Source organism: Coleofasciculus sp. D1-CHI-01 (assembly GCF_040218875.1).
Taxonomy (GTDB): domain Bacteria; phylum Cyanobacteriota; class Cyanobacteriia; order Cyanobacteriales; family Coleofasciculaceae; genus Coleofasciculus.
In genome coordinates this window covers 17,363-40,329 of sequence record NZ_JAVJQP010000005.1, presented here as the reverse complement: position 1 = coordinate 40,329, position 22,967 = coordinate 17,363, and the positions used below count along the sequence as shown (strand labels likewise).

At 45.4% G+C, this 22,967-nt stretch carries 13 protein-coding genes; 4 read left to right on the top strand and 9 right to left on the bottom strand.

The window, feature by feature from the left end:
* Positions 1-73 precede the first annotated feature (73 nt).
* Positions 74-1,069 (top strand): NAD(P)-dependent oxidoreductase, encoded by a 996-nt coding sequence (locus RIB93_RS00775; RefSeq protein ID WP_446369348.1) that lies wholly within the window; start codon positions 74-76, stop codon positions 1,067-1,069.
* Positions 1,070-1,147: 78 nt separating this feature from the next.
* Here the strand turns inward: RIB93_RS00775 and RIB93_RS00770 are convergent, their stop codons facing one another.
* From RIB93_RS00770 to RIB93_RS00730, 9 genes are all read right to left on the bottom strand, one after another.
* Positions 1,148-2,170, bottom strand: coding sequence for a D-alanine--D-alanine ligase family protein (locus RIB93_RS00770; protein ID WP_446369346.1), 1,023 nt, complete (start codon positions 2,168-2,170; stop codon positions 1,148-1,150).
* A gap of 32 nt (positions 2,171-2,202) precedes the next feature.
* Complete coding sequence (locus RIB93_RS00765) at positions 2,203-3,603, bottom strand: sodium/proline symporter (protein WP_446369344.1); 1,401 nt, start codon at positions 3,601-3,603, stop codon at positions 2,203-2,205.
* A gap of 129 nt (positions 3,604-3,732) precedes the next feature.
* Positions 3,733-5,094, bottom strand: coding sequence for an ATP-grasp domain-containing protein (locus tag RIB93_RS00760; RefSeq protein WP_446369342.1), 1,362 nt, complete (start codon positions 5,092-5,094; stop codon positions 3,733-3,735).
* A 185-nt stretch (positions 5,095-5,279) separates the two neighbouring features.
* A complete protein-coding gene (locus RIB93_RS00755; RefSeq protein WP_446369340.1) occupies positions 5,280-6,107 on the bottom strand; it encodes an O-methyltransferase in 828 nt (275 codons plus the stop codon).
* Positions 6,108-6,194: 87 nt separating this feature from the next.
* Positions 6,195-7,556, bottom strand: a complete 1,362-nt coding sequence (locus RIB93_RS00750) for a sedoheptulose 7-phosphate cyclase (protein WP_446369338.1) — start codon at positions 7,554-7,556, stop codon at positions 6,195-6,197.
* A 1,520-nt stretch (positions 7,557-9,076) separates the two neighbouring features.
* Positions 9,077-9,991, bottom strand: a complete 915-nt coding sequence (locus RIB93_RS00745) for an Rpn family recombination-promoting nuclease/putative transposase (protein ID WP_446369336.1) — start codon at positions 9,989-9,991, stop codon at positions 9,077-9,079.
* 247 nt (positions 9,992-10,238) lie between these two features.
* Entirely contained in the window at positions 10,239-10,934 is a 696-nt protein-coding gene (locus RIB93_RS00740) for a hypothetical protein (protein ID WP_446369334.1), read from the bottom strand.
* 206 nt (positions 10,935-11,140) lie between these two features.
* Positions 11,141-14,530 (bottom strand): maltose alpha-D-glucosyltransferase, encoded by a 3,390-nt coding sequence (gene treS / locus RIB93_RS00735; RefSeq protein ID WP_446369381.1) that lies wholly within the window; start codon positions 14,528-14,530, stop codon positions 11,141-11,143.
* Positions 14,531-14,791: 261 nt separating this feature from the next.
* Entirely contained in the window at positions 14,792-16,753 is a 1,962-nt protein-coding gene (locus tag RIB93_RS00730) for an alpha-1,4-glucan--maltose-1-phosphate maltosyltransferase (protein ID WP_446369332.1), read from the bottom strand.
* 723 nt (positions 16,754-17,476) lie between these two features.
* Between RIB93_RS00730 and RIB93_RS00725 the strand changes: the two genes are divergently transcribed.
* The 3 genes from RIB93_RS00725 (at position 17,477) to RIB93_RS00715 (ending at position 22,493) form a co-directional block, all read left to right on the top strand.
* On the top strand, positions 17,477-18,094 hold the full coding sequence (locus tag RIB93_RS00725) for a helix-turn-helix domain-containing protein (RefSeq protein WP_446369330.1): 618 nt from the start codon (positions 17,477-17,479) through the stop codon (positions 18,092-18,094).
* Positions 18,095-18,108: 14 nt separating this feature from the next.
* Positions 18,109-20,817 carry a peptidase domain-containing ABC transporter gene (locus RIB93_RS00720; protein WP_446369328.1) on the top strand — a complete coding sequence of 903 codons (2,709 nt, stop codon included), beginning with the start codon at positions 18,109-18,111 and terminating at the stop codon, positions 20,815-20,817.
* A 164-nt stretch (positions 20,818-20,981) separates the two neighbouring features.
* Positions 20,982-22,493: an HlyD family efflux transporter periplasmic adaptor subunit gene (locus tag RIB93_RS00715; protein WP_446369326.1), complete on the top strand. Its 1,512-nt coding sequence runs from the start codon at positions 20,982-20,984 to the stop codon at positions 22,491-22,493.
* The last annotated feature ends 474 nt before the right edge of the window (positions 22,494-22,967 follow it).

The following is a 22,967-nucleotide window of genomic DNA, read 5'->3' as shown; positions in this document are numbered from 1 at the left end:
ATAATTTTGTTGATTTATATTCATGTGAATTGTATATCTATGCTAAAATAAAAAACAAATTTAAGTAATTATTATGGTATCAACTGAAAGCACTTCAAAAACTGAATTCCACCCCAATTCTCCCAGCATCGGTATCATTGGTTGCGGCAATATTGGAGGAAAACAAGCCGCTAATTTTCTAGATCACGGTTACTCGGTCTATGTCTACGATCTTGATCAAGATTCTATGGCACAATTGCAATCTTTAGGTGCTAAAATTACTCAGAGTTGTGCCGAAGTTGCAACCTGTTCAGATATAATCTTTACCGCATTACCAACTCCTGATGATGTGATCACAGCGGTACTAGAGGGTGAACAAAACTTGAGCCAAGGATTGCAATCCGGAAGTGTTTACGTGGATATTAGTACCAACTCTCCCGAAACAATTCTCAGAATTCATCACGCCATGGAAAAACTGGGAATTGAGATGTTAGATGCTCCCTTTAATGATTGCTCGGAAGGGATTAAAAGTCAGCAAGGTATGGGTTTAGCGATTCTGGTTGGCGGCTCACGGGAAACTTTTGAGCGAGTTGAACCCATTCTCCAAGTCATGGCAGATCATGTTCTTTATTGTGGCGAAATTAGCACCGGAACTCGATGCAAACTTATCCACAATGCTGTTAATGCTATCGCCGTTCAAGCGGTGAGTGAAGGAATTACGTTGGGTTTAGCTTCGGGAATCGACCTACAAACGATTTGGGATGTGCTACGTTTGGGATCATTTGGTCAGAATCCTGGGGATATTCACGGCTTACCTCACTATTGGTTCTCACGACGCTGTGATGATTTATCTCAACACCCTGAATTTACTGTTCAATTACTTCATAAAGATTTGCGACTGGCTCTAGATTTGGCTAGTAAGCACGATATTTGTGTTCCTCATTTAAGCTTAACAATCAAAGACTATGAAGAAGCCGAGCAACGGCAATGGTCTGATTATGCTACAACTAAAGTCCGCTGTCTACAAGAAGAACGAGCTGGAGTAATTGCTCAAGATTCTCCTCAGTTAGGACTGGACATTGATGAGTGATGACTGCTAATTGTAGGCAGGTATCATCTGAGCGTTTTGTCGGTTGGGTTGAGGTAGGAAACCCAACTCCTTTTGTCCTTAGATTAAGGCTTCAGTGATTGCCGTCTTCAATAACTCATCTACGGATATCCCTGCTGCTTTTGCCATACAAGCCACAACACTTTTAGCAGAAAAAGAACAGTATAAACCTGCCTCTAAAAACCAGGGTTCTCCTTGAGGATCAATGCGAAAATCAAACAAGCTATAATGACGACAACCTAGCGCTTTGTGACATTGTTTAGCGACGTCTTGAACCTTGGTCGTTATCGGATCGCTTGTTTCAACTATCCAAGCCTTTTCCTTATCCTTAGCTGCACAAGTTAATTCACCTGACTCTGTTTTTTTTAGTTTGTCGCTATAATTACGAATTGGATGATTTTTAGTATTGACTGAATATTCTTCTAAAGGGAGTCCAATTAATGTTCCATTCTTAACAAAAGTCCCACATCTTACTTCTCTTCCGAGTTCAATATAGTCTTCAACTAATACCTCATCAGCATAGTGAAAAGCTTGGGTTAAGGCTTCATCATAGTCAGCCATATTTCTCACTAGCGTAACCCCTAAAGAGTTATCCGAGTTAGCCGGTTTAATCACAACAGGTGGCATTAAATTGGGGGTGTCTCCTTGGTGTAATAGTTCCCCATAAGGGACTTTTACCCCTGCAGCAGCAACAATAGCTTTGGCTTTAGCTTTATGGGCGGTTAATGCCATCAACTCCGCTTTATTGCCCACATAAGGAATATTTAAGAGGTCAAATAAACCTCGATAGTGAGTCATTCCAGGAATACAAAACATTTGCGGTAAGACTAAATCTATGTTTTGTGTAGTGATCCACTGTATGGCTTCAGCAAGAGATATGGATTTTGCTGCGTCAATGTCTTCTGGTGTCAAAGATGAAGGAAAACGCCACAATCTATCAGGGGTAATATAGGCAATAAAAAATTTATAGCGTGAGGGATTAGCGGTTGCTGTGATACAGTCTTTAGCATAAAGACGGGATAAGTCGCCATAAAACTCATTTTCAGCAGAACCCACTAAATGAAGAATATTCAGCACTGACATGATTGAATCTCCTGATAATTTTAAAACAAGATTTAAGTGCTTTCTTGGGCAATAAAAAACTGAGATCCTAAATAAATCAGACCCCCCGCCGCCATACCCGGAAGCACTTCATAAACTATACCGGATAAATCCAGTCCCACCTTCCAGAACAACGCCGCCGCAATCCCCCCTACCATCATCGCGATCGCGACTGGCTTGGTTACCGATTTTTGCCAAACCCGTAAGATTAATAGTGGTCCCAAACTGGAGGCTAGAATTGACCAGGAAAATGTAATCAAAGCAAAGACATTATCATCTCCGGTTAAGGCAATAGTCAAGGTAATTACCGTCACCGTTAAGGTTCCCAACTTGGCATAATTATATGAGTGCGCCAATCCTGGAAACAGGTCTTGAGTTAACGCGGCTGAACAGGATAAAATTTGGGAATCTGCTGTCGATATTGTAGCGGCAAAGAGTCCCGCTAGCATCATTCCAACTAAGATAGCGGGCAATAATTCCAGGGCTAAATAAGGCAGTGCTAATTCTGGATCACCATTGGTTAACAAATCGGGCAAAAGCACCCGCGCCGCCATCCCCACTCCCATCGCTGAAGACGAGGTAAAGAAAGCGCAAATCACTTTAATATCCCGTGCTAAACCAATCTTATTCGCCGAATTAATTGCCATTGCCCGAACTAAAATATGGGGTTGACCCACGACACCGAATCCGGCGGCAATCCAGCCAATTAAAAAGGGCAAAAATCCCCACTCCAGATCCCCTGGACTTAAACTCACCAATTCTGGGTCAATGGTGGCAAGCTTTGTCCAGAATCCAGTCAATCCGCCACAATTGGCGATCGCAACAACTAATAACAGCAGCAGTGAACCAATCATAATTGTGGCTTGCACCGCATCCGTCCAAATTGAAGCCCGAATCCCCCCCGAAAAACAGTAAATCATCACGACAATAGCACCAACAATCACACCGAGGGAATAATTCCAATTAAACACCGCATGAAGTGCCTTACCTCCTGCAACTAATTGCGCCGCCGCATAAGATCCCAGAAACGCGATGGTAATTAACGCTGAAATTGCCGTAATCCAGCGAATTCCTTTGGTTTCTTGACCCAAGAAAGAGGACACCGTATCGGCAGAAATTTCTTCAGAAACCTGTCTGAATCGTTTAAATACAAACCACCAAGCAATATAATCTCCGATCATCCAGCCAAGGGTTAGCCAAATTGCTGATAATCCAATCGTATAAGCAAAGCCAACTTGACCGATAAATAGTAAACCACTTTGACCCGTCGCCATCGCGGAAAGGGCGATTAGCCAGGGATTAACATTACGGCTAGCGAGAAGGTAATCGGTTGTCGTCGTTTGCTTTTGGGTTGCCGAATAAATGCCGACGCCAGTAAACACCAAAAGAAATAAAATAAAGGTTGTTGCAATCATTTTGATTAGTGATTGGTGATTGGTTTTGTCAGGGTGGGTTTGACGATTATCACCCCAATGTAACTAAACCCGTCCCCCTGTAGAGACGTAGCATGCTACGTCTCTATAGCATGCTACGTCTCTACCGTATCAATCTCCCCCCAATTCCACCAACTTACCGATATTAAAATCAATCCTGATCCAGCCCTGCATCCGGCGCAGGTTATCCAGCAACAATAAAGGAATTTGCCAGTGATGTACCATTAAAAACGGTAGCGGATCATTCACCTGAAAAATGGCATCTTTCCCGCCAAACACTGTCTTAAACCAGCGCCGGATATCCCAAAACGAGCGAATCTCATTCAACCGCCAAACTTCGTGATATAACCAATAGGTTGGCTTACTTTCTGGTAATGGCTGCAAGGGTTCAGGTAACGGCGTGTCACTCAAATAGGCTTCCGCCACGCCGAGATGGTTATAAAACATAGTAATCGCCGAATGCGTGCGGGGATTACACTCGATCGCGTAAACCGTTCCATCCTCTGCCTTGATAAAATCAAAGGAGGCTTGTCCCGTTAAATTCAATCCCTGGACAAACCGACTCACCCACTGTAAAATATCTGATTTATCAACGTTTTCATAATTTACTTGAAACGCCGACGATTCACAGCAGCAGTGCAGTCGTAATTCCCCATTCCGAACCGTACTATGAGTACAGTATTCCTTGCCTGGGATAAACTCCTGCATAATCCAGGGTTTCTCTTCACTGATGGGTAAACTGTTGACAAATGCAGCAGTTTCTGCTGGAGTATCGCAGGGGAGTTTAGTTAAGTTTAAACGCCGCACCGAGTCGTAGGGAATGCTTTTCAGGATATATTTGCGTTTCTCTTCTCGAAAGTCAAAATCAATCACCTGTTGCGGATCAGTAATTTTAAACGATTTGGGTACAGATAAGCCAAATTCTCGTGCTTTTTCGGCAAACGCAAACTTATCATCCAGCAGTTGGGTGACATCTGGATCAAAGTGGAAAACCTCACAACACCCCGATAATACAGGCTTGGCTAGAGAGTCATAATAACTGGCGACGGGACTACAGACGGGAACATAAACATCTACATTTTCATGTTTGGCGATCGCAAGCAATCCTTGTATGTAACCATCGGTATCTTTGTTGGGGGCGGGAACCGTATAAAACAGATCAACCGCCCGCGAAAATCGATGTCCCACTAACCAATATTTATGAGTTTCCACTAAAATAACCCGATGTCCATCGGCGTAAAATGACCGCGCCAGTTGCAAGGATTTGGTCATTTTCCCCCCAGTAAGCATAATCGTTTTCGGATTGGGGTTAGCTACCTTGGGTTTCTGGAAGGGGCGAGTGAGACTATCCCACACCAGTGCTAATAAGACAACCGTTAAATTGAATGGAAACGCGATCGCGAGTAAGGTTAATGTCCCCAGGTTTTGCAGTATGGCGATAAGACGCGCTTTTAGGCTTTGGGATTTCTCCATAGTATTTACCTGAAGTAATCATGATGAACCCGTTTTAACGGGACGCGAGCTTTTAGAACTTTAATTCAGGGCTTTAATTCAGGGCTTTAGTCGGTGCATTCATGTTGAGTTGGGGCGGGTTTAGTCACATTTTGGTGAGGTAAGAAAAGATAGTTGTCAAACCCGCCCCTACAGATTGTTAGGGTTTAAACCCGTCGGATTAGGGTCAAACCATCACGCAAAGGTAAGACAACCTGTTCCACCCTGGAATCATCCGTAACCACCTGATTAAATTTGGCGATCGCGTCTCCATTCGGTGTCCGTTCTTCGGGTGCTAAATAAACCTGTCCTTGTAGTAAGGTATTATCCACACAAATTAACCCGTCTGGTGCTAATAATTGGGTGTCTAAGAGCGTATGATAATAATCCACATACTCCTGCTTATCCGCATCAATAAATACCAAGTCAAATGACTCACCCGCTTTCGCTAATTGACGCAGTGTCTCCAACGCTGGGGCGACTTTTACGGTAATTTTGCCACCATGAGGTGAGGCTTGAAAACAGGTTTGGGCAAAACTTGCCACATACTCATCCACCTCACAAGCAATAACTGATCCATCTTCGGGTAATCCTTCCGCCATCGCCAAGGCGGAATAGCCGGTGAACATACCCACTTCTAGAACCCGTTTCGCCCCAGTCATCTTGACAAACATCTTCAACGTTTGTCCCTCAATATGTCCAGATAACATCTCCTGTTCTAACTGGCGCACTGTCTCGCCATCAGAGAATAGTCTACTCCAATCTTCGGTGCAGGTTTTCTCAACTAAGGCGGTTAAGGCGGGAGAATCTGGCGTTGTATTTTGATTCAGGTACGGTTCAAGTTTAGCCGCGAGTTGATAGGCTTTTTGCAGAGAATTCGCCAGTTGTGGATGTTGCGCGGCGTCTACTAATTCCAGGGTTTGTTCCAGGTGTTCGACTAGAATTCCTAGGGGAGTAACTGGACGCGCGATCGCTTCTTTTGTTACAGTTTGCATGATTTTTTCCTTAATGATGTGGCAATTTGTACCAGACGTTGCAGGGTAGAGACGTTGCATGCAACGTCTCTACATTGGGGGATAGAATTATTCCAAACCTAAATCCTTGAGATACATTTCTACGCCAGCACCACCATCAGGTAAGGTTGCACAAACAGCTTTATGATCCGCTACCGATGCTTCGAGTAACTCTGGGGGGACTTCTTGTGCATAATCACAAGCACCGATACCACAGGGTAGAGGCGCCCACAGTCCGCCATCTCCCCGTTTGCGCCGCATATTTTGCTGACCCGCAATCATCAGATCAATGTCTTCTAAGATAGGATTATAGACACTCAACCCTAGAGAACGAATCAGTGCGATAATGCGATCGCGTTCTGTGGGTTGCAGCCAGCCTAATTTCGTCGCTAAGGTTGCGCCATACGCCATTCCTGTCGATACCGCATGACCATGCATTAACTTAGCGGCGGGTTCATAACGGGGACTCCAGGTGTGACCATAAGCATGAGGGCGATCCTGATACGTCTCGAACATATTCGTCCCCTCATGTTTCATATAGGAGAACAATGCCCGATAAATCACCTCATCCGCAACCTTGGCTAACTCCTGATCATCTCCTAACGTGGCGAAGTGAGTTTCTACCAAGCGCGAACCATAGTCTTCCAGCAGTTCAAACAGAACCTTGTCATCCGTCACCGCCATTTTAATAATTTCCGCCATTCCATTCCGGATATGACCCGTGGCGAGGGTGCGGAAAAAGGTGCGGTCTACTAAGGTTAGCACGGGCGGATGATAAGCCCCGATACTATTCTTAAATTGTTTACCATTGGTGCAGGTACGCGGACTTGGACCGGCATCAATCGCCGCGACTACCGTTGTCCCCACCATAATATAAGGTGTGCGGCGGTGTTGTAAGGCACAGGCTAATCCCGCCACATCACTGAGGACACCCCCACCAATCACCAACACGGGTTCGTTGCGAGAGACATCACAGCCGTCTTTCCCGAGGAATTCCAGCAAACGATGCACGGTTTCCGGGGTTTTATCGGCTTCCCAAGCGCGACAGACATTCATCTGTAGGGGGATTTCGTGGGTGTCAAAATACTGACGCACCGATTCCCCATACAACTTATCTACCGTTTGGTCGATGATGGCGACACAACGACCCCGACTGTTATAAATTTCAGCTAGGGTTGGGTTAGAGGGGTCGAAAATGCCCTGAATTAGCTTGACTTGCGCTTTTAGAGTAAAGGTTGCAGTGACTTCAAACGAGCGACTATCATTCCCCGGAACGATTTCTCCAGACCCGGTGTACCACTCCGAGGTGCGATACTTCGCTCCATGTTCGACTCCAATATTGTTGGCGTCTCGGCTTGGTAATGAGTCAATTAAATCTTCCCGAATCGTTTCAGTGCGTTCGGTTTGAGGAAAGGTTGTTTGTGGAATCATTGTAGATTGGTTATCTCCTGTACTTATGATCATGAAAGGGTGTTGTAGCGTTCTGAAATTATTGGCAGCGAAAATTAACCGACTGCCGGGGGAAACACTGTTGTAGACTTTGGCAAGTCCTATCAGAGAAGCCGCGTAGACAAGCATTGAATGGCACTGTAAGGGAGTAAGCACCAAGCGATCCTAGAGCGCTCACAGGCTTACCTACAAACACTTAATTCAGCACTATTCTGTTTAAGGCTTCTCTCAAATTGACCCAAAACACAGGGATCTTGGTTGATGCAATTACTCTCAACCAAGTGGTCATCAGGGTTTATCCTGATTGACGATGTTTTTCCAATGGTGTTATTGAATTTTGGAAAAAAGGACAGAAAACCAATATCTAAATTGCTAACCTGAAAGCCCTAGCGCCAAGGGAGTACAATAAGTGGACAACTCACCTTGACTCGCTTGACAGGTAATCTGGGCAAGCAACTCTAGTCTTCCATTAGCATGTTTTGGGTTAAATAATCTTATTCAAACGCCCGTTGGCAAAATGGTGAACAAATTGATTTTGTCAAAGGGTCTTATTTACGTAAGTAAACTTGGCTTACCACCGATCTTACGCCTTACCAGGGTAGTTGTTGCCAACCAATAGTCTGTTTGATCGGTAGGCTTCCATTTTAAATTACACCCGTGATTAATTTGCTGATCAGGGTTCAACGGTTTTGTGGTAAGATCCGTCATTGCTGCTCGAAATTTTTCATCGAAACTCCTTTGGGTCCCAAACCCTGTCTTTATAAGACAGCTTTACAATTAAATGCTGGTTTTTAAATGGATATAATCCCAGGAACCAGCAAAACCTGTAATAAGTCCCTTCGCTCACCTAGTCCAAGATGTCTTGGCATTACCCAACGCCTAACCAATTAGGCTTAGAGATAGTCCGAACTAGGGAAGTATTCGGAAGTCTGTACCAGGACTAGGCTCAAAAAGCTATTCACCTCTTACGTTGTCCAAACTGGCTTGGTCAATCCTTGTCCCTTTTAGGGCAAGGTTGGTGAACAATCATGAGTGTGTTACTGATGAATTCACTGATAATCAATCTGCCCATTCAGACAAAACAGTTTGGCTCAAGGAAATTATCTCCGACCAGAAACAATTTTTGGCAGGTAAGGGAGGTTGCCCTCGTTTAAAGATTTAATACACGCTTGCTAGTGTAACGCTTTACGTTTCTTACTCTTTCGCTGATTTAAGGAATTTATGAATTTTGAGCAAATAATATGTAAAACTTATTAAAATACTTGTCTCAATAAAAAAGTAAATAAAGTATTATTTGTCAATAAGTAAAAATACTGAGGATGCCCGAAACGAGAGGAAAAACAGCTATCAACTTTCGGCAACACCAACTACTGTTTCCGCCAATGCAGAAAACAGCGATAATGATTCAAGAGTTAGGGTAGGTTGGGTAAAGCGTAAACGTTACCCAACCTAAAAAATTGACATAATACTCGCTCTGATCTGCCGAAGTTGTTAAGGAATGTTCAGCGCGATCGCTCTTCTAGCCAATGTTCCAAATCTGCTAAACGGTTAAAGTCTAAAAAATCTTCTCCTAAACACTCCAACTCTTCAATCGATAACGCTTCAATTTGGCTAGTTATTGCCAGGGAAATCTCACCAAAACGCTTTTTGAGTTGACGCAGGATTAACGCGATCGCTTCCGTGAGTTTTCCTTCTTCTTTGCCTTCTTCTTTGGCATAAGTTATCCGCCCTTTCTCATCTTGTAACATTATCCCTCGGCGATCAACCACGTCTAACTCTTCTACCGTCATTTTGGCTTGGTTGGCAATATTTAAAGCCAGTTCTATCTCACGGACTTCTCCTAAATTATCGGGTATGGCATCCAATGTGGCAGCTTCTTTAATAAAATAAATCCATTTATCGCTTAAACTATTTAATTCTGACAGGGTTTTATTGAATTTCGGCAATTCTATAAAAATGAGTTGCAATTCGGTATCGGGATAGGCAAATTTTTTCGTTTTTTCCTGAAAGATAAATTGATTGATTACATCAGGAGTCTGGTTAAACAGGATAAAATCGGTGATAGTGACAGCAATCACCGGGGTCAGACTGAGATAGTCTTCGCCGATACCTAACTGATTGGTGTAAGCCTTGCTTAAATTATAAACAACTCGTTTACTAAAAGCACTCACCCGCGCTATTTGCATTTCAATAACGACAATAGAGCCATCATACAAAACCGCTTTTATATCTAAATACGTGTCTTTTAAGGTCATTGCCTGACCCAGATTATAGGGATTGATAATTGTCAAGGATTGAATAATCTTCTCGCCCTCATAAATTATCGCATTGAGAAAACTGATTAAAATATCCTTACTTTGTTCAGAACCGAATATTTTTTTAAAGGCATAATCGACCTTGGGACTGATAAATTTCATACTTCCCCTATTTAAGCCTAAATATATTTAAGATGGTTGAATTTTACCACAAAGACAACCCTACTTTTCACGGTATGTGGCACAGAGAATGCAGGTAATTCGTCATTCGTCATACTCGCTTCGTGAGAAGCAAGCAACACGCCCTATCAACCAAGCATTCAATCCCATCCTGTCATTCTGAACGCAGCGAAGCGGAGTGAAGAATCCCTCTAAATGTTGAGGCTAATCCTAATTTATGTCCAGGTACTTACTGTTCCCACTCTACTGGAACAACTTTTAACTCCTGTTCGTTGTATGCGCTCAAACAAGCCCGTATCTGTCCGTTTGACTGGATTATGCCTCTGATGTGATACTTGTAACCGTCTCCGTATTCTATTCGCGCTATCTCCACGGCTTTAGCTTCAATTGCACTATCTGGTTTCAAGTAGAAGAACTTGATGCTCAGAGGTACTGCGACAAGCGCTATCCCCAAGATGAATGCCAGCTTTAGAGGGGGAGCAGAATAAGAATGATCCGATCGCACCAATGCTGACACGATAGGTGCAGCACGCAGTTGTGTGTAGACCCAGAAAGCAACAGCGATCGCTATAATCTGAACTAGGGTTGGCATAAAATTGCCTACTGGATCAACGCGAAATGCCATTACCCAGAAGTCTGTCGGAAACAAAAAGGGAAGCCGGATCAGATTGCTGGCGAAGTAAGCGAGAATTAAGGCAGCCAACCATGTAACTAGGGGAACGATTTGCAGATTCCCCCGAAGGAACAACACACCCAATACCACTAAGATTGCCGATCCAGGTGATGAAGACGTTGGACTCGGATTTGATGATAATATGCACTGCGGATCATCAAGCGTAGACCAAAAATAGGCGAACTCGAGAATCCCAACAGCGATCAGCACAATACCTACCCGCGTTAAAATTTGTCCTTTGTCATTCGTCATTCGTCATTCGTCATTCGTCATTTGTTTTTTGTGATAATTGAACGGTTAGGTCGGGGCGGGTTTAGTTATATCAGGGTGAAAACGAAACGTTAATGGTAAAACCCGCCCCTACACACAGGACGGGTTTCGCTGCCAAGCTAGGGAGAATAACCAATATTAGTCCCTCATCCCCTCACCCCATCTCCCCCTCACCCTATCACCTCTGTCTACCTCATTGGCGGCGTCTGGAAATTCATCTGTTCCCCACCAGACATTGGTACTGACTCCAGCAACTGGAGGATGCGCTGTAAGGGAATATCTACCCACTTGGGTCGATTATTGAGTTCATAGCCTAACTCATAAATCGACTTCTCAAACAGATAAGCATCCAACAGCACCTGCAACTCCTGAGAGGTTTGGGGAATAAATGAATGACCTGAACTTGTCGCCAGATAGGTTTTCAGGAAGGTATCACTCACCCAGGAATACCAGAACCCAGTCCATTGTTCCATCACCGAGAGATTATCCGGGCGGATCATACCACTGTCCATTTCATTGCGTAAGCCCAGAGCTACCGCATAGTGGAACGATTGCAGCATTCCCGCCACATCCCGCAGGGGCGATCGCTTCATCCGCCGTTCACTCAGAGGACGTGCGGGTTCTCCCTCAAAGTCAATGATAATTAAGTCTTTCCCCGTATATAAGACTTGTCCTAAATGGAAATCCCCATGACAACGAGTCCGCATCGACGTAATTTGCAGATTGAGTAAGGCTTTAAAGCGTCCTAAAATCTGCTCTTGGCGGTTGAGAATGGTTTGGGCTAAGGGCTGAGTTTCCTCCGGTAATACCTCGATCCGTTTTTTCAGTAGCAGTAAAACCTGACCCGTCAGGTTTCGCATATACTGATACACAGACCGTTGATAGAACGAGGTAAACGGTTCTGGGGCAAAGTTAGGATTCTCCGCATCCGAGGACAAAGCAATATGCAATTGAGCCGTGCGCTTTGCCAACAGTTGCGTCGTATCCAAATAGGGAACAATCAGATCGTAGCCAAAGGGCGGATCAGTTCGATCTAGCGACTCGACAGCCGAGGGTAAGAGGAGTTCCGTCTCCTGTAAATCTGATCCGGGCAATACCATCACTTGCTCAAAATAGCCGCGCAGGGAATCTAAGGTATAGGACCAAGCATTGGTGGTATTGGGAACAAATGCTTGCAAAGCGCCGATGGTGATCGTATCTGAGTTGGAAACGCGATACTCCAGCGCCCCCGCCACGGGAACAAAATGTTCGGTGACATGTTTATCGGTGAGGAAACGCCCAATTTCTAAGTCTGGGTTAATTCCTTCTTCAACCTTACGGAATAGCTTTAAGATAAAGTGATCGCCATACACGATTGAGGTATTACTTTGTTCACCTCGAAGCAGATGTGGCTCCAGGTGAGTCGCCTCCTGCATCATTTCAGACAGGGCGTCTGTTGCCGTAGCCACTAAGGTTCCCGCCTTTCCTTTATAGCGATGCTTGTGACGCACGGCATCTAAGGGGAAGGCTAAAAAGTCCGGTTCAGCTACCGCATCGAATAATAAGCCCACCTCTTCATGTCCCTCAACCTGGAGATAGGCAATGACTTGATGAGCCTGAATGTTCGACCCATCGCCACCTAGTTCCGTTCCGGGCGCGTAAGCTAAGGGCAGAATGTAGGTTTCTGAGGTTCCCTCGGTGTACTCTAACTTGAGGAAAAGTAACTCCGCCTCGGTTTGTTTATAGGAGACGGGAATCACTTCCACAATCTCTGCCGATTGCACCGTTCTCGCCTTACCCCCAAACCAGCGACAAGTATAGAGATAGTTGGGCAAAATCGACTCCAAGGTGGTCTTTAAAATCGGTTGAGAAAACACCGTTTGCCATTTGCCACTCACCCTCAGCGTCGGCGGTTGAACTTGGGAACTGGGAGTTTCCGCTAGAGTGTCTTGCAACTGGAGGGTAAACCAGTAGAAGCTATGGGGGCTAAGGCTGAGGAAATAGGAGGAAGAACCAATCGCTGGGAATTGGGTACGTCCAAAAATCTCCACCGGCACCATTCCTTGGAATGCCGAGAGATCCAACTCCACAGTTTGCACAAATCGCGACAAGTTGGCAACCACTAAAATATGTTCCCCGGCATAAGTGCGGGTAAATGCCAAAACCTTACGGTTATCGGGATGGAGAAACTCAAACGTTCCTCGCCCAAACGCTTGGAAACGCTGGCGGGTGGCAATTAACCGCTTCATCCACCACCACAGGGAATTGGGATTCCCCTGCTGTGCTTCCACATTAATCGCTTCGTAATGATATTCTGGGTCAACAATCGGCGGGGCGTAAAGTCGTTGCGGATTCGTGCGCGAGAAGCCAGCATTGCGGTCAGCACTCCATTGCATCGGTGTGCGTACCCCGTTGCGATCGCCCAGATAAATATTATCGCCCATACCAATCTCATCACCGTAGTATAGGACTGGCGTACCCGGAAGCGATAACAGCAACCCATTCATCAACTCAATTTGGTCGCGATTATTCCCCATCAGTGGCGCAAGGCGGCGACGAATCCCTAAATTGAGCCGTGCCTGCGGGTCTTCTGCATACATTTTATACATGTAGTCCCGGTCTTCATCGCTGACCATTTCCAGAGTCAGTTCGTCGTGATTTCGCAGGAACAATGCCCATTGACAGTTATTGGGAATTTGTGGGGTTTGGTTGAGAATATCAATGATGGGGAAATTATCCTCCATCTTCAATGACATAAACAGGCGCGGCATTAGGGGAAAATGGAAATTCATGTGGCACTCATCCCCCTGCCCATAATACGCCGCCGCATCTTCGGGCCACTGATTCGCCTCAGCCAACAGCATCCGATTGGGGAACTTGGCATCAACATGGGCGCGTAACTGTTTCAAGAACGCATGGGTTGCGGCTAAGTTTTCACAGTTTGTGCCTTCTTGTTCATACAGATACGGCACGGCGTCCATCCGCAGTCCATCCACTCCCATCCCTAACCATAAATCCACAACCTCTAAAACCGCTTTACCGACTTCCGGATTTTCGTAATTGAGGTCAGGTTGATGGGAATAGAAGCGATGCCAATAATACGCTTTAGCAACCGAGTCCCACGCCCAGTTAGAATGTTCAAAGTCCTGGAAAATAATCCGGGCATCTTTATATTTTTCCGGGTTATCACTCCAAACATAAAAATCCCGTTCATTGCTTCCCTTGGGTGCTTTGCGAGCGCGTTGAAACCAGGGGTGCTGATCGGAGGTATGGTTAACAATTAACTCAATAATTACCCGTATTCCCCGTTGATGCGCCGCATCTAAGAGCGTTTGCAAGTCTTCGATTGTGCCAAAAATGGGGTTAATTTTTTTATATTCGGCAATATCGTAGCCATCATCTTTAAGCGGAGAGGGAAAAAAGGGTAATGTCCAGATTGCGGTGACCCCTAAATCCCGGAAATAATCCAGCTTCGATGTCAATCCGCGCAAGTCACCAATTCCATCGCCATTGCTATCGGCAAAGGCACGAATCGGCACTTCATAGATGATGGCATCTTTAAACCATAACGGATCATCTTTTAAGATTGAGTTAAGCATTGGTTCTTTGGTAGTTCTCCCTGGTTGATTTGTCATTTGTCATTTGTCATTTGTCATTTGTCATTTGTTGCAGATGACTTGTACTCTATAGGGGCGGGTTTAGAGATATCCGGGTGAAAACCTTCCCGTTAGTGGTAAAACCCGCCCCTACAACTGTCATAATTCTCCCCTAGCTCTCCCAGCTTCCAGACGTAGCATGCTACGTCTCTACATGGCTTCCCCAGCTCCCCCATCTCCCCCGTTCCCTGTTCCCTCTATAACCTATTGCCTCACCCAGAAAACGTGTGCTGGAATACCCTGAGGGTTGAGTTCGACATAGTTATGTCCGCCCAACCAGGTGTAGTGGGTATCGCTGAGTAGATCATGGAGATAATATTCCCGATAGGGGTCAATCCCTAAGGATTCTAAGGGCAAATCAATGAAGCCTGCTTGCATCCACTGAGGGTCAAAACTGACCACCATTAGCATCACATCCTTGAAATCCTCAGTCTGTTTGCTGTAACAAATAATATGGTGATTATCCGTGTGATGAAACCGCAAACTGCCGTTACTTTGCAACGCGGGATGTTCCCGACGGGCAAAATTGACCCGGGTAATCAAGTCTTTGATTGTATAAGGACTATCTAAATCCCACTCCCGAATCTGATATTTCTCTGAGTGTAAATACTCTTCGCTACCGGGTTTCAGCGCCCGATTTTCGCACACTTCAAACGCGGGTCCATAAACCCCATAGTTTGCCGTTAACGTTGCTGCTAGCACTAAGCGAATAATACAGGCAGGGCGTCCCCCATGCTGAATAAACTCATGCAAAATATCGGGAGTATTGGGCCAAAAGTTAGGGCGAAAGATGTCGTAGGCGGCGGTTTGGGTGAGTTCGGTGAGATATTGGGTCATTTCCCACTTACTATTACGCCAAGTGAAATAGGTATAGGATTGGGTAAATCCTAACTTGGCGAGGCGATACATTACCTTGGGACGGGTAAAGGATTCCGAGAGGTAAATTAAATCGGGATAGGTTTGTCTCAAATCCGCAATCACCCATTCCCAAAAGTCGAATGCCTTGGTATGAGGGTTATCGACTCGGAAAATCCGCACGCCTTTTTCAATCCAAAAGAGCATGACACTCCGTAGTTCTTGCCACAGATTTTGCCAGTCTGGGGTTTCAAAGTCAATCGGATAAATATCCTGATATTTTTTCGGCGGATTCTCGGCGTATTGAATGGTTCCATCAGGGCGACTACGGAACCATTGGGGATTTTCTTTAACGTAGGGGTGATCCGGAGAACATTGGAAGGCTAAGTCTAGGGCGATTTCAATCCCATGTTCGGCGGCTTTGGCGACAAATTCTTCAAAGTCAGCCATGGTTCCTAACTGAGGATGAACCGCCCTGTGTCCGCCTTCGGCTGCACCAATACCCCAGGGTACACCTACATCGTCAGGTTGGGCGACATTGGTGTTATTTTTCCCTTTGCGATATTGTTTGCCAATGGGGTGAATCGGGGGTAAATACAGGACATCAAACCCCATACTGGCAATATAGGGTAAGCGGGCTTGAGCATCTTTGAATGTGCCATGTTTGCCCGGTTCACCACAGGAACGGGGAAACATTTCGTACCAGGTGCTAAACCTTGCCCGTTCTCGGTCTACGATAATTTTCAGTTCTTTGTGGTAGGTGCTGGCAAATTTGCGATCGGGGTATTTTGCCATTAGAGTCGCCAGTTCTGGGGAAATGGCTTTATCGCCTAAAATGGGTTGGGCGACATCTTGCGATCGCAATGTCGTGACCCAGGTTTTCAACTGTGCCGCATCATCCCCACTGGCACGTTTAACCGCCTCTTCGACTAAGTTTGCCCCAATCAGTAAGTCAACTGACACATCCTGTTCGGCTGCCAATTTCTTGGTCATGTCCCGTTGCCAGGATTTAAAATGGTCAGCCCAGCCCATAATGGTATAGACATAATCCCCCATCTCTGATACAGTAAATTCTCCCTGCCAGCGATCGTTAACCGTTGGCGTCAGGGGAACCTCAAACCAGGTTTGGGATTTTTGGGGACGGTACAAAATGACACCCGATACGGCATCATGACTGTCACAGAACATATCCACTTCCACATGGACTCGTTCCCCAACCGTCCGTTTGATGGCAAAACGACCCCCATCAATTTGGGGCAACACACCCTCGATTTGAACTCGTCTCCGACCTTCCTCTGGCAATGGCAGCATGATCAACACGTCCTTTAGCTTTAGCTTCTAAAACAGTCGCAGGTGCCCCTTACTGTCATACCGCTTTATCCTTCAGCCCTTACTACTGTTCCTTTGACTCTTGCTAAGGGACTGAAGTTGGTGTAACTACCTAACTGTAAAGCGTTTCGATAAACCTGTCCGACTGCTACCTTAGTTAACTTTACGAATTAATGTCAAGATTTCTATGCAAAATGTTAATAAATGAGACCATAGTCGAAAAGCTTACAGCCAGTAGACTACAGGAAACGGTCAAGCGACGCATCTGACCGAGGGAAGAGTTATTTTTTCCAGAAAGGATATTGGCATATTTACTGGGTTCATACTTGATGGTTTGTGGCGATGAACTCGGTTGGTATAGCAGTAAGTAGGTAGGGGCTGCTGAATAAGTCTTGTGGTGGGGAGAGGCAATAGGCAATAGGCAATGGGCAATGGTTTCAACCCTCTGTCTAGGGAAGTAAGTGAGGTCTCTCAGATCCCCGACTTCTTGGAGAAGTCGGGGATCTTGCTTAAAGTCTCTCACTTTATATAAAACGCCAAACCCAAACTATAAAAGCATTTGGCGACAAAACCCAAAATAATGTATTTTTTGTCTTGACAGAGAACCTCTGTCTATTCTATATATAATTTATACAAAGTGATTTTTATGAGAAAAGGGATAATCCTTGTGATAAATCCCTGCCCATCCCCAATGCAACGATAGAGATGTCAAGCCACCAATCCCCACCCAACCAGCGTCAACGCCGCACTCTGCGTAAATCGGGCGGTGAATACCTCACCCCCTTTCAGCGCAAACGACTGCAAAAAAATCTGCAAGAGGACTTATCGCCAAAATATCGCCAGCGCCTGCAAATCATGCTGTTAGCCGACGAGGGGAAAACCCAAGCCCAAATTTGTCAGGCGTTGAACTGTTCCCCCATCACCGCCCGACATTGGATGCTGATAGCCCGTAGCGGCGAGGCGCATCATTGGCAATCCCATCCGATTGGACGTCCTAAAGCCGTGAATGACGAGTATCTGCAACGCTTACAAGAATTAGTCACTCAGAATCCCCGCGACATTGGCTATTCCTTTCGCAACTGGACCGCCCAGAAGTTAAGCAAACACCTGGCTACAGAATTTGGCATAGAAGTTAGCGATCGCCATATTAATCGATTGTTGAAAAAAATGGGACTCTCGACTCGCCCCAAACCCACTCAACCCGACACTCCCACCCATCCAGACGAGGATTCAGACAAGCGAATTGTGATTAGCAACCTCACCCCCAGCCATACCCCGAAAACCCAGGATGTCTGGCAATTCAATCCGATTAAAATGAGTTGAGGTGCAAACCCATTATGGTACAAACTCCACCCCGAATTTCCCGTCAACATCTTAGTGATTGTCTCGGACATGATTTTAGTGAATCGCAATTCACTAATTGTCTGAAACAGATCAAAATCCTTGAACCCAAACTCGGTCAATTTTGGCAATCGGATCAATCTGAAGCCGGACTTTATCTGATTATTACGGGCAAAGTTAGACTCATTGACGCCAACGGTGAACTGATTACCACGCTGAAACCAAAAGACACCTTTGGTGAAGTCACCTTTTTTCCCGATGAACCTTTTCAACCCTACTCCGCTAGGGCATCCCGTCATCTCCAATTATCCTACATTCCCCCAACCCTCCTCTTTTCCCTCGTCCAAAACCATCCTCATATTCGTGACCATCTGTATCATCGGGCAAAAGTCAAGAATTCCCAGTTTAGTTCAGGGGATAATTTAGCTGTACCCCCAGTAATCCCAGAGGAAGAGAACACCCCCGAAGTATTAACAAACGGGCAGCAAACCATCAGCAAAGCCGACTTTCCCAATCCTACCCAGACAGTCGGTCACCTCTGGCAACGGATCACGCGCCGCTATCCTTTTTATGCCCAACAAAGTGCCTCTGATTGTGGGGCGGCTTGTTTGGTGATGGTGGGTCGGTATTGGGGGAAAAAATTAAGTGTAAACCGCCTCAGAGATATCGCCAATGTTAACCGCAATGGGGCATCTCTACGCGGACTATCCGCCGCCGCTGAAAGTATTGGCTTTTCCACGCGACCCGTAAAAGCTAGTTTAGACCAACTCGCCCAACAACCGCTGCCGGCAATTGTTCACTGGGATGGAAATCATTATATCGTTGTCTATGAAATTACAGCAAATCAGGTGATTGTCGCCGACCCCGCCATTGGTCAACGCGGTCTGAGTTGGGATGAATTTAACGCCAGTTGGACAAATTATTCCCTCCTCTTACAACCTACCGCCTTATTACAGGAAACCGAGGAGGCGACGACTCCATTCTGGCAGTTTTTTGAGTTAGTTAAACCCCACGGATTTGTGCTCCTGGAAGTCTTTATTGCTTCCCTACTGATCCAAATCTTTGGATTAATTACCCCCCTATTCACCCAACTCCTATTAGACCGAGTAGTTGTCCAAGGAAGCAACCTCACCTTAACCGCTGTTGGTTTAGGGATGCTCATTTTTGGTCTGTTCCGTGTCGCCATGACCGGATTGCGGCAATATTTATTAGACCATACCGCGAATAAGGTGAACTTAGCCCTAATTGTCGGCTTTATTCGCCATACCTTCCGCCTCCCCCTTTCCTTCTTCGAGTCTCGTTATGTGGGGGATATTATGTCACGGGTGCAAGAAAACCAGAAAATTCAGCGTTTTCTTACCGGGGAAGCCCTATCCATTTTACTCGACTTACTCACAGTCTTTGTGTATGTGGGGTTAATGTTTTGGTATAGCTGGAAAATGGCGCTATTGGCATTAGTGATTGTCCCACCCTTTATCCTACTTGCCCTAATTGCCACCCCATTCCTGCGCCGCATTTCCAGAGAAATATTTAATGCCTTTGCGGTGGAAAATAGTTATCTAATTGAATCCCTCACCGGGGTTCGCACCGTCAAATCTATGGCGGTAGAACAAACCGTGCGTTGGCGCTGGGAAGAACATCTGCTGCAATCGGTGAAAAAGATGTTTTCGGGGCAGATTATTAGCAACCGCTTGCAAATTTTTAGCTCAACCCTAGAAACAGTGGTGACGACAGGGTTACTCTGGTTTGGCGCATCGTTAGTGATTCAAAACGAACTTACGATTGGACAATTAGTGGCATTTAATATGTTAATCGGCAACGTAATTACTCCCTTTGAACGGCTAACCGTACTCTGGAATCAGTTACAGGAAGTGATTATTGCTGTTGAGCGAATTAATGATGTCATTGATACCGAACCGGAAGAAAATTTACAGGCATCGGTGCGGCAAAGCTTACCTGATTTAAAGGGAGAAATTCAGTTTGATCAGGTGACGTTTCGGTATCACCCCGAAAGCGATATTAATGTCCTAGAAAACCTAAGTTTTACCGTAAAGCCAGGTCAAACCGTCGCCCTAGTGGGACGCAGTGGTTCCGGGAAAACCACGATATCCAAGTTAATTTTAGGACTTTATCCGGCAACGGATGGCAAGGTGTTAATTGATGGGCAAGATCTTACCAGTTTATCCCTACAATCCTTGCGCCAACAAATTGGTGTTGTAGACCAAGATACCTTTTTATTTGGTAGCACGATTCGGGAGAATATTAGCATTGGTAATCCCTCAGCCACCCTGGACGAAATCATCACCGCCGCCCAACAAGCTGGGGCGGATGAGTTTATCAAAAAGCTACCCATGGGGTATGAAACCCAGATTGGGGAAGGAGGCGGAATGTTATCCGGAGGACAGAGACAACGACTCGCGATCGCGCGGGCGTTATTAGGTAATCCTGGCTTACTTATTTTAGATGAAGCCACGTCTCATTTAGATGCTGAATCTGAACGAATTATTCAAACCAATTTCAACACAATTCTCCAAGGACGAACCACGTTAATTATTGCCCACCGCCTGTCTACAGTTCGCAAAGCCGATTTAATTCTCGTGTTAGATAAAGGAGTTTTAGTTGAAAGTGGCACTCATCAGCAATTAATGGCAAAACGCGGTCATTATTATTACCTGAATCAGCAACAAATGGATCGGGCAGAATAATTGTCATTCGTCAAAACACTGATTTTACGGATTTATTGGATAAATTTGAATGGGGAGGCAAGGGCTTATTAACACTGATTTCACGGAGAATTTGGTTCCTTACTTTTCAAAATTTATTTGTTATTTGTCATTTATCAAACGCTTCAAAAGCACATCTCCACATTATGAACTCCAACCACACTCCCACCCCTCTGCGAACCTCTGCGCCAACCTCTGCGAACCTCTGCGTTGCCCAAAAAAATCCCCCCTCCGACTGGTCCTATGCAACAAAAGAACTACTAGATACCTTACCCCAGGTTTGGACGCGGGGACTGTTATATTTCTTAATTTTGTTTGCCGCGATCGCACTTCCTTGGGCTATGTTAACTGAAGTCGAAGAAACCGGAAGTGCTAGAGGGCGATTAGAACCCAAAGAACCCACCGTAAAACTGGAATCCTCTGTCGGTGGTACGATTATTAACCTCCCCGTTGCTGAAGGAAACCGCGTCAAAACTGGACAAACCTTACTCACCCTCGAATCTGATATCGTGCGTTCCGAAATTGAGCAACTTCGCAGTCAATTAGACGGTCAAAAAAATCGCCTAAATCAGTTAGCCGTCCTCAAAAATCAGTTAGACATTGCCCTCCATACCCAGCAGCGGCAAAACCAATCCCAAGAACTAGAAAAACAGTCTCAAATTGAACAAGCCAGACAAAACTTGAACGCCCTGGCGAGTACCTACAGCCTGGAAAAAGCCGAAAAACTGGCGCAAGTTAACCAGGCAAAACAAGCCATCGCCTCCAGTCAATCCGCCTACAATCAAGCCCACGTTAATTTAATCGAGGCAAAAGATAAAGTCCAACGATACCGTAAAGCCTTTGAAGCTGGTGCTATTTCTACTGACCGCTTTACTGAAGCACAAAACTTAGTTAAAGTCAACTCAGAACGCTTAGTTCAAGCCGAATCCGACATCTCCCAAGCCCGGTTACGGCTCAAAGAACAACAAGGTAGTTATGACCGAATTCTCCATCAAACCCAAGCTGAAATTGAGCAGGCAAAACTACGCCTACAGGAGCAACAAAAAAGCTATGATACTCTACTTCATTCCGGTAAACTAGCGGTTCTAAAAATACAGGAACAACTCAAAAACCTAGAAACTCAGATTAGCACACTCCAGGCGGAAATCAAGCAAAGCGAAAGCCAAATTGTCGCCAAAGAATTTGAACTCAAGCAACGAGTCTTCAAAGCACCCGAAAGCGGCACTGTCTTTGGTTTACCCGATAAAGGAGTCGGGGCGGTGGTACAACCGGGAGAATTAATTGCCGAGATTGCGCCCCAGGGTTCAACCCTAATTCTTAAAGCCCAAATGCCCACGGCTGAAAGTGGGGCGTTACAGGAAGGAATGGAGGTGAAGCTGAAATTTGATGCCTATCCATTCCAGGATTATGGTGTGGTAGAGGGCAAACTAATTCGCAAATCGCCCACCTCTAAAGTCACTGAAACTGCCCAGGGTCAAGTGACCAATTTTGAGTTAGAAATTGAGCTAAATCAGACCTGTATTGCCACCAAAAATCAATGTTTAGACTTGAAACCTGGAGATACAGCCACGGCTGAAGTAATCGTGCGGCGGCGTAAGATTATTGACTTTATTCTTGACCCATTTAAGAAGTTACAAAAAGGAGGATTAGAACTTTGACGTTTGCTCGTAGTAGGCACTTTAGTGCCATAAAACCCAAGTTCGTAGTAAGCACTTTAGTGCTATAAAACCTAACCCCCCAGCACCTTGTATATCCCCCTTCCGTCCCCCTTCAAAAGGGGGAGACCAGAGGATGCTTCGCTTTTTGTTCCATGGGGGAGACCAAAGGATGCTTCGCTTTTAAGCTGTCATGCATTTAAATTGGGAATGGGTAGCGAGCAAGATGCTCAATGTAGCGAGCAAGATGCTCAATGTAGCGAGCAAGATGCTCAATGTAGCGAGCAAGATGCTCGCACTACGGCAAGGATTTTGCCATTATTGACATTAAGGTTTAAATGCCGAACAGCTTATTAATCGGGTTCGTTCGTAACCTTTTATAAAGGGCGCAAGTCTTTGCGCCCCTACGAACGGCATATATTATTTAAATAAACGCGACGTTGATGTCCAATTCTCCACTGGTATAAACTCTACCTA

Bases quoted from the DNA above. Each gene is read 5' to 3' on its own strand.
- RIB93_RS00715 (WP_446369326.1), top strand. From the start codon at position 20,982: ATGAACTCCAACCACACTCCCACCCCTCTGCGAACCTCTGCGCCAACC.
- RIB93_RS00725 (WP_446369330.1), top strand. From the start codon at position 17,477: ATGTCAAGCCACCAATCCCCACCCAACCAGCGTCAACGCCGCACTCTG.
- RIB93_RS00730 (WP_446369332.1), bottom strand. From the start codon at position 16,753: ATGCTGCCATTGCCAGAGGAAGGTCGGAGACGAGTTCAAATCGAGGGT.
- RIB93_RS00775 (WP_446369348.1), top strand. From the start codon at position 74: ATGGTATCAACTGAAAGCACTTCAAAAACTGAATTCCACCCCAATTCT.
- RIB93_RS00745 (WP_446369336.1), bottom strand. From the start codon at position 9,991: ATGAAATTTATCAGTCCCAAGGTCGATTATGCCTTTAAAAAAATATTC.
- RIB93_RS00765 (WP_446369344.1), bottom strand. From the start codon at position 3,603: ATGATTGCAACAACCTTTATTTTATTTCTTTTGGTGTTTACTGGCGTC.
- RIB93_RS00750 (WP_446369338.1), bottom strand. From the start codon at position 7,556: ATGATTCCACAAACAACCTTTCCTCAAACCGAACGCACTGAAACGATT.
- RIB93_RS00720 (WP_446369328.1), top strand. From the start codon at position 18,109: ATGGTACAAACTCCACCCCGAATTTCCCGTCAACATCTTAGTGATTGT.
- RIB93_RS00740 (WP_446369334.1), bottom strand. From the start codon at position 10,934: ATGACGAATGACAAAGGACAAATTTTAACGCGGGTAGGTATTGTGCTG.
- treS (WP_446369381.1), bottom strand. From the start codon at position 14,530: ATGCTTAACTCAATCTTAAAAGATGATCCGTTATGGTTTAAAGATGCC.
- RIB93_RS00760 (WP_446369342.1), bottom strand. From the start codon at position 5,094: ATGGAGAAATCCCAAAGCCTAAAAGCGCGTCTTATCGCCATACTGCAA.
- RIB93_RS00755 (WP_446369340.1), bottom strand. From the start codon at position 6,107: ATGCAAACTGTAACAAAAGAAGCGATCGCGCGTCCAGTTACTCCCCTA.
- RIB93_RS00770 (WP_446369346.1), bottom strand. From the start codon at position 2,170: ATGTCAGTGCTGAATATTCTTCATTTAGTGGGTTCTGCTGAAAATGAG.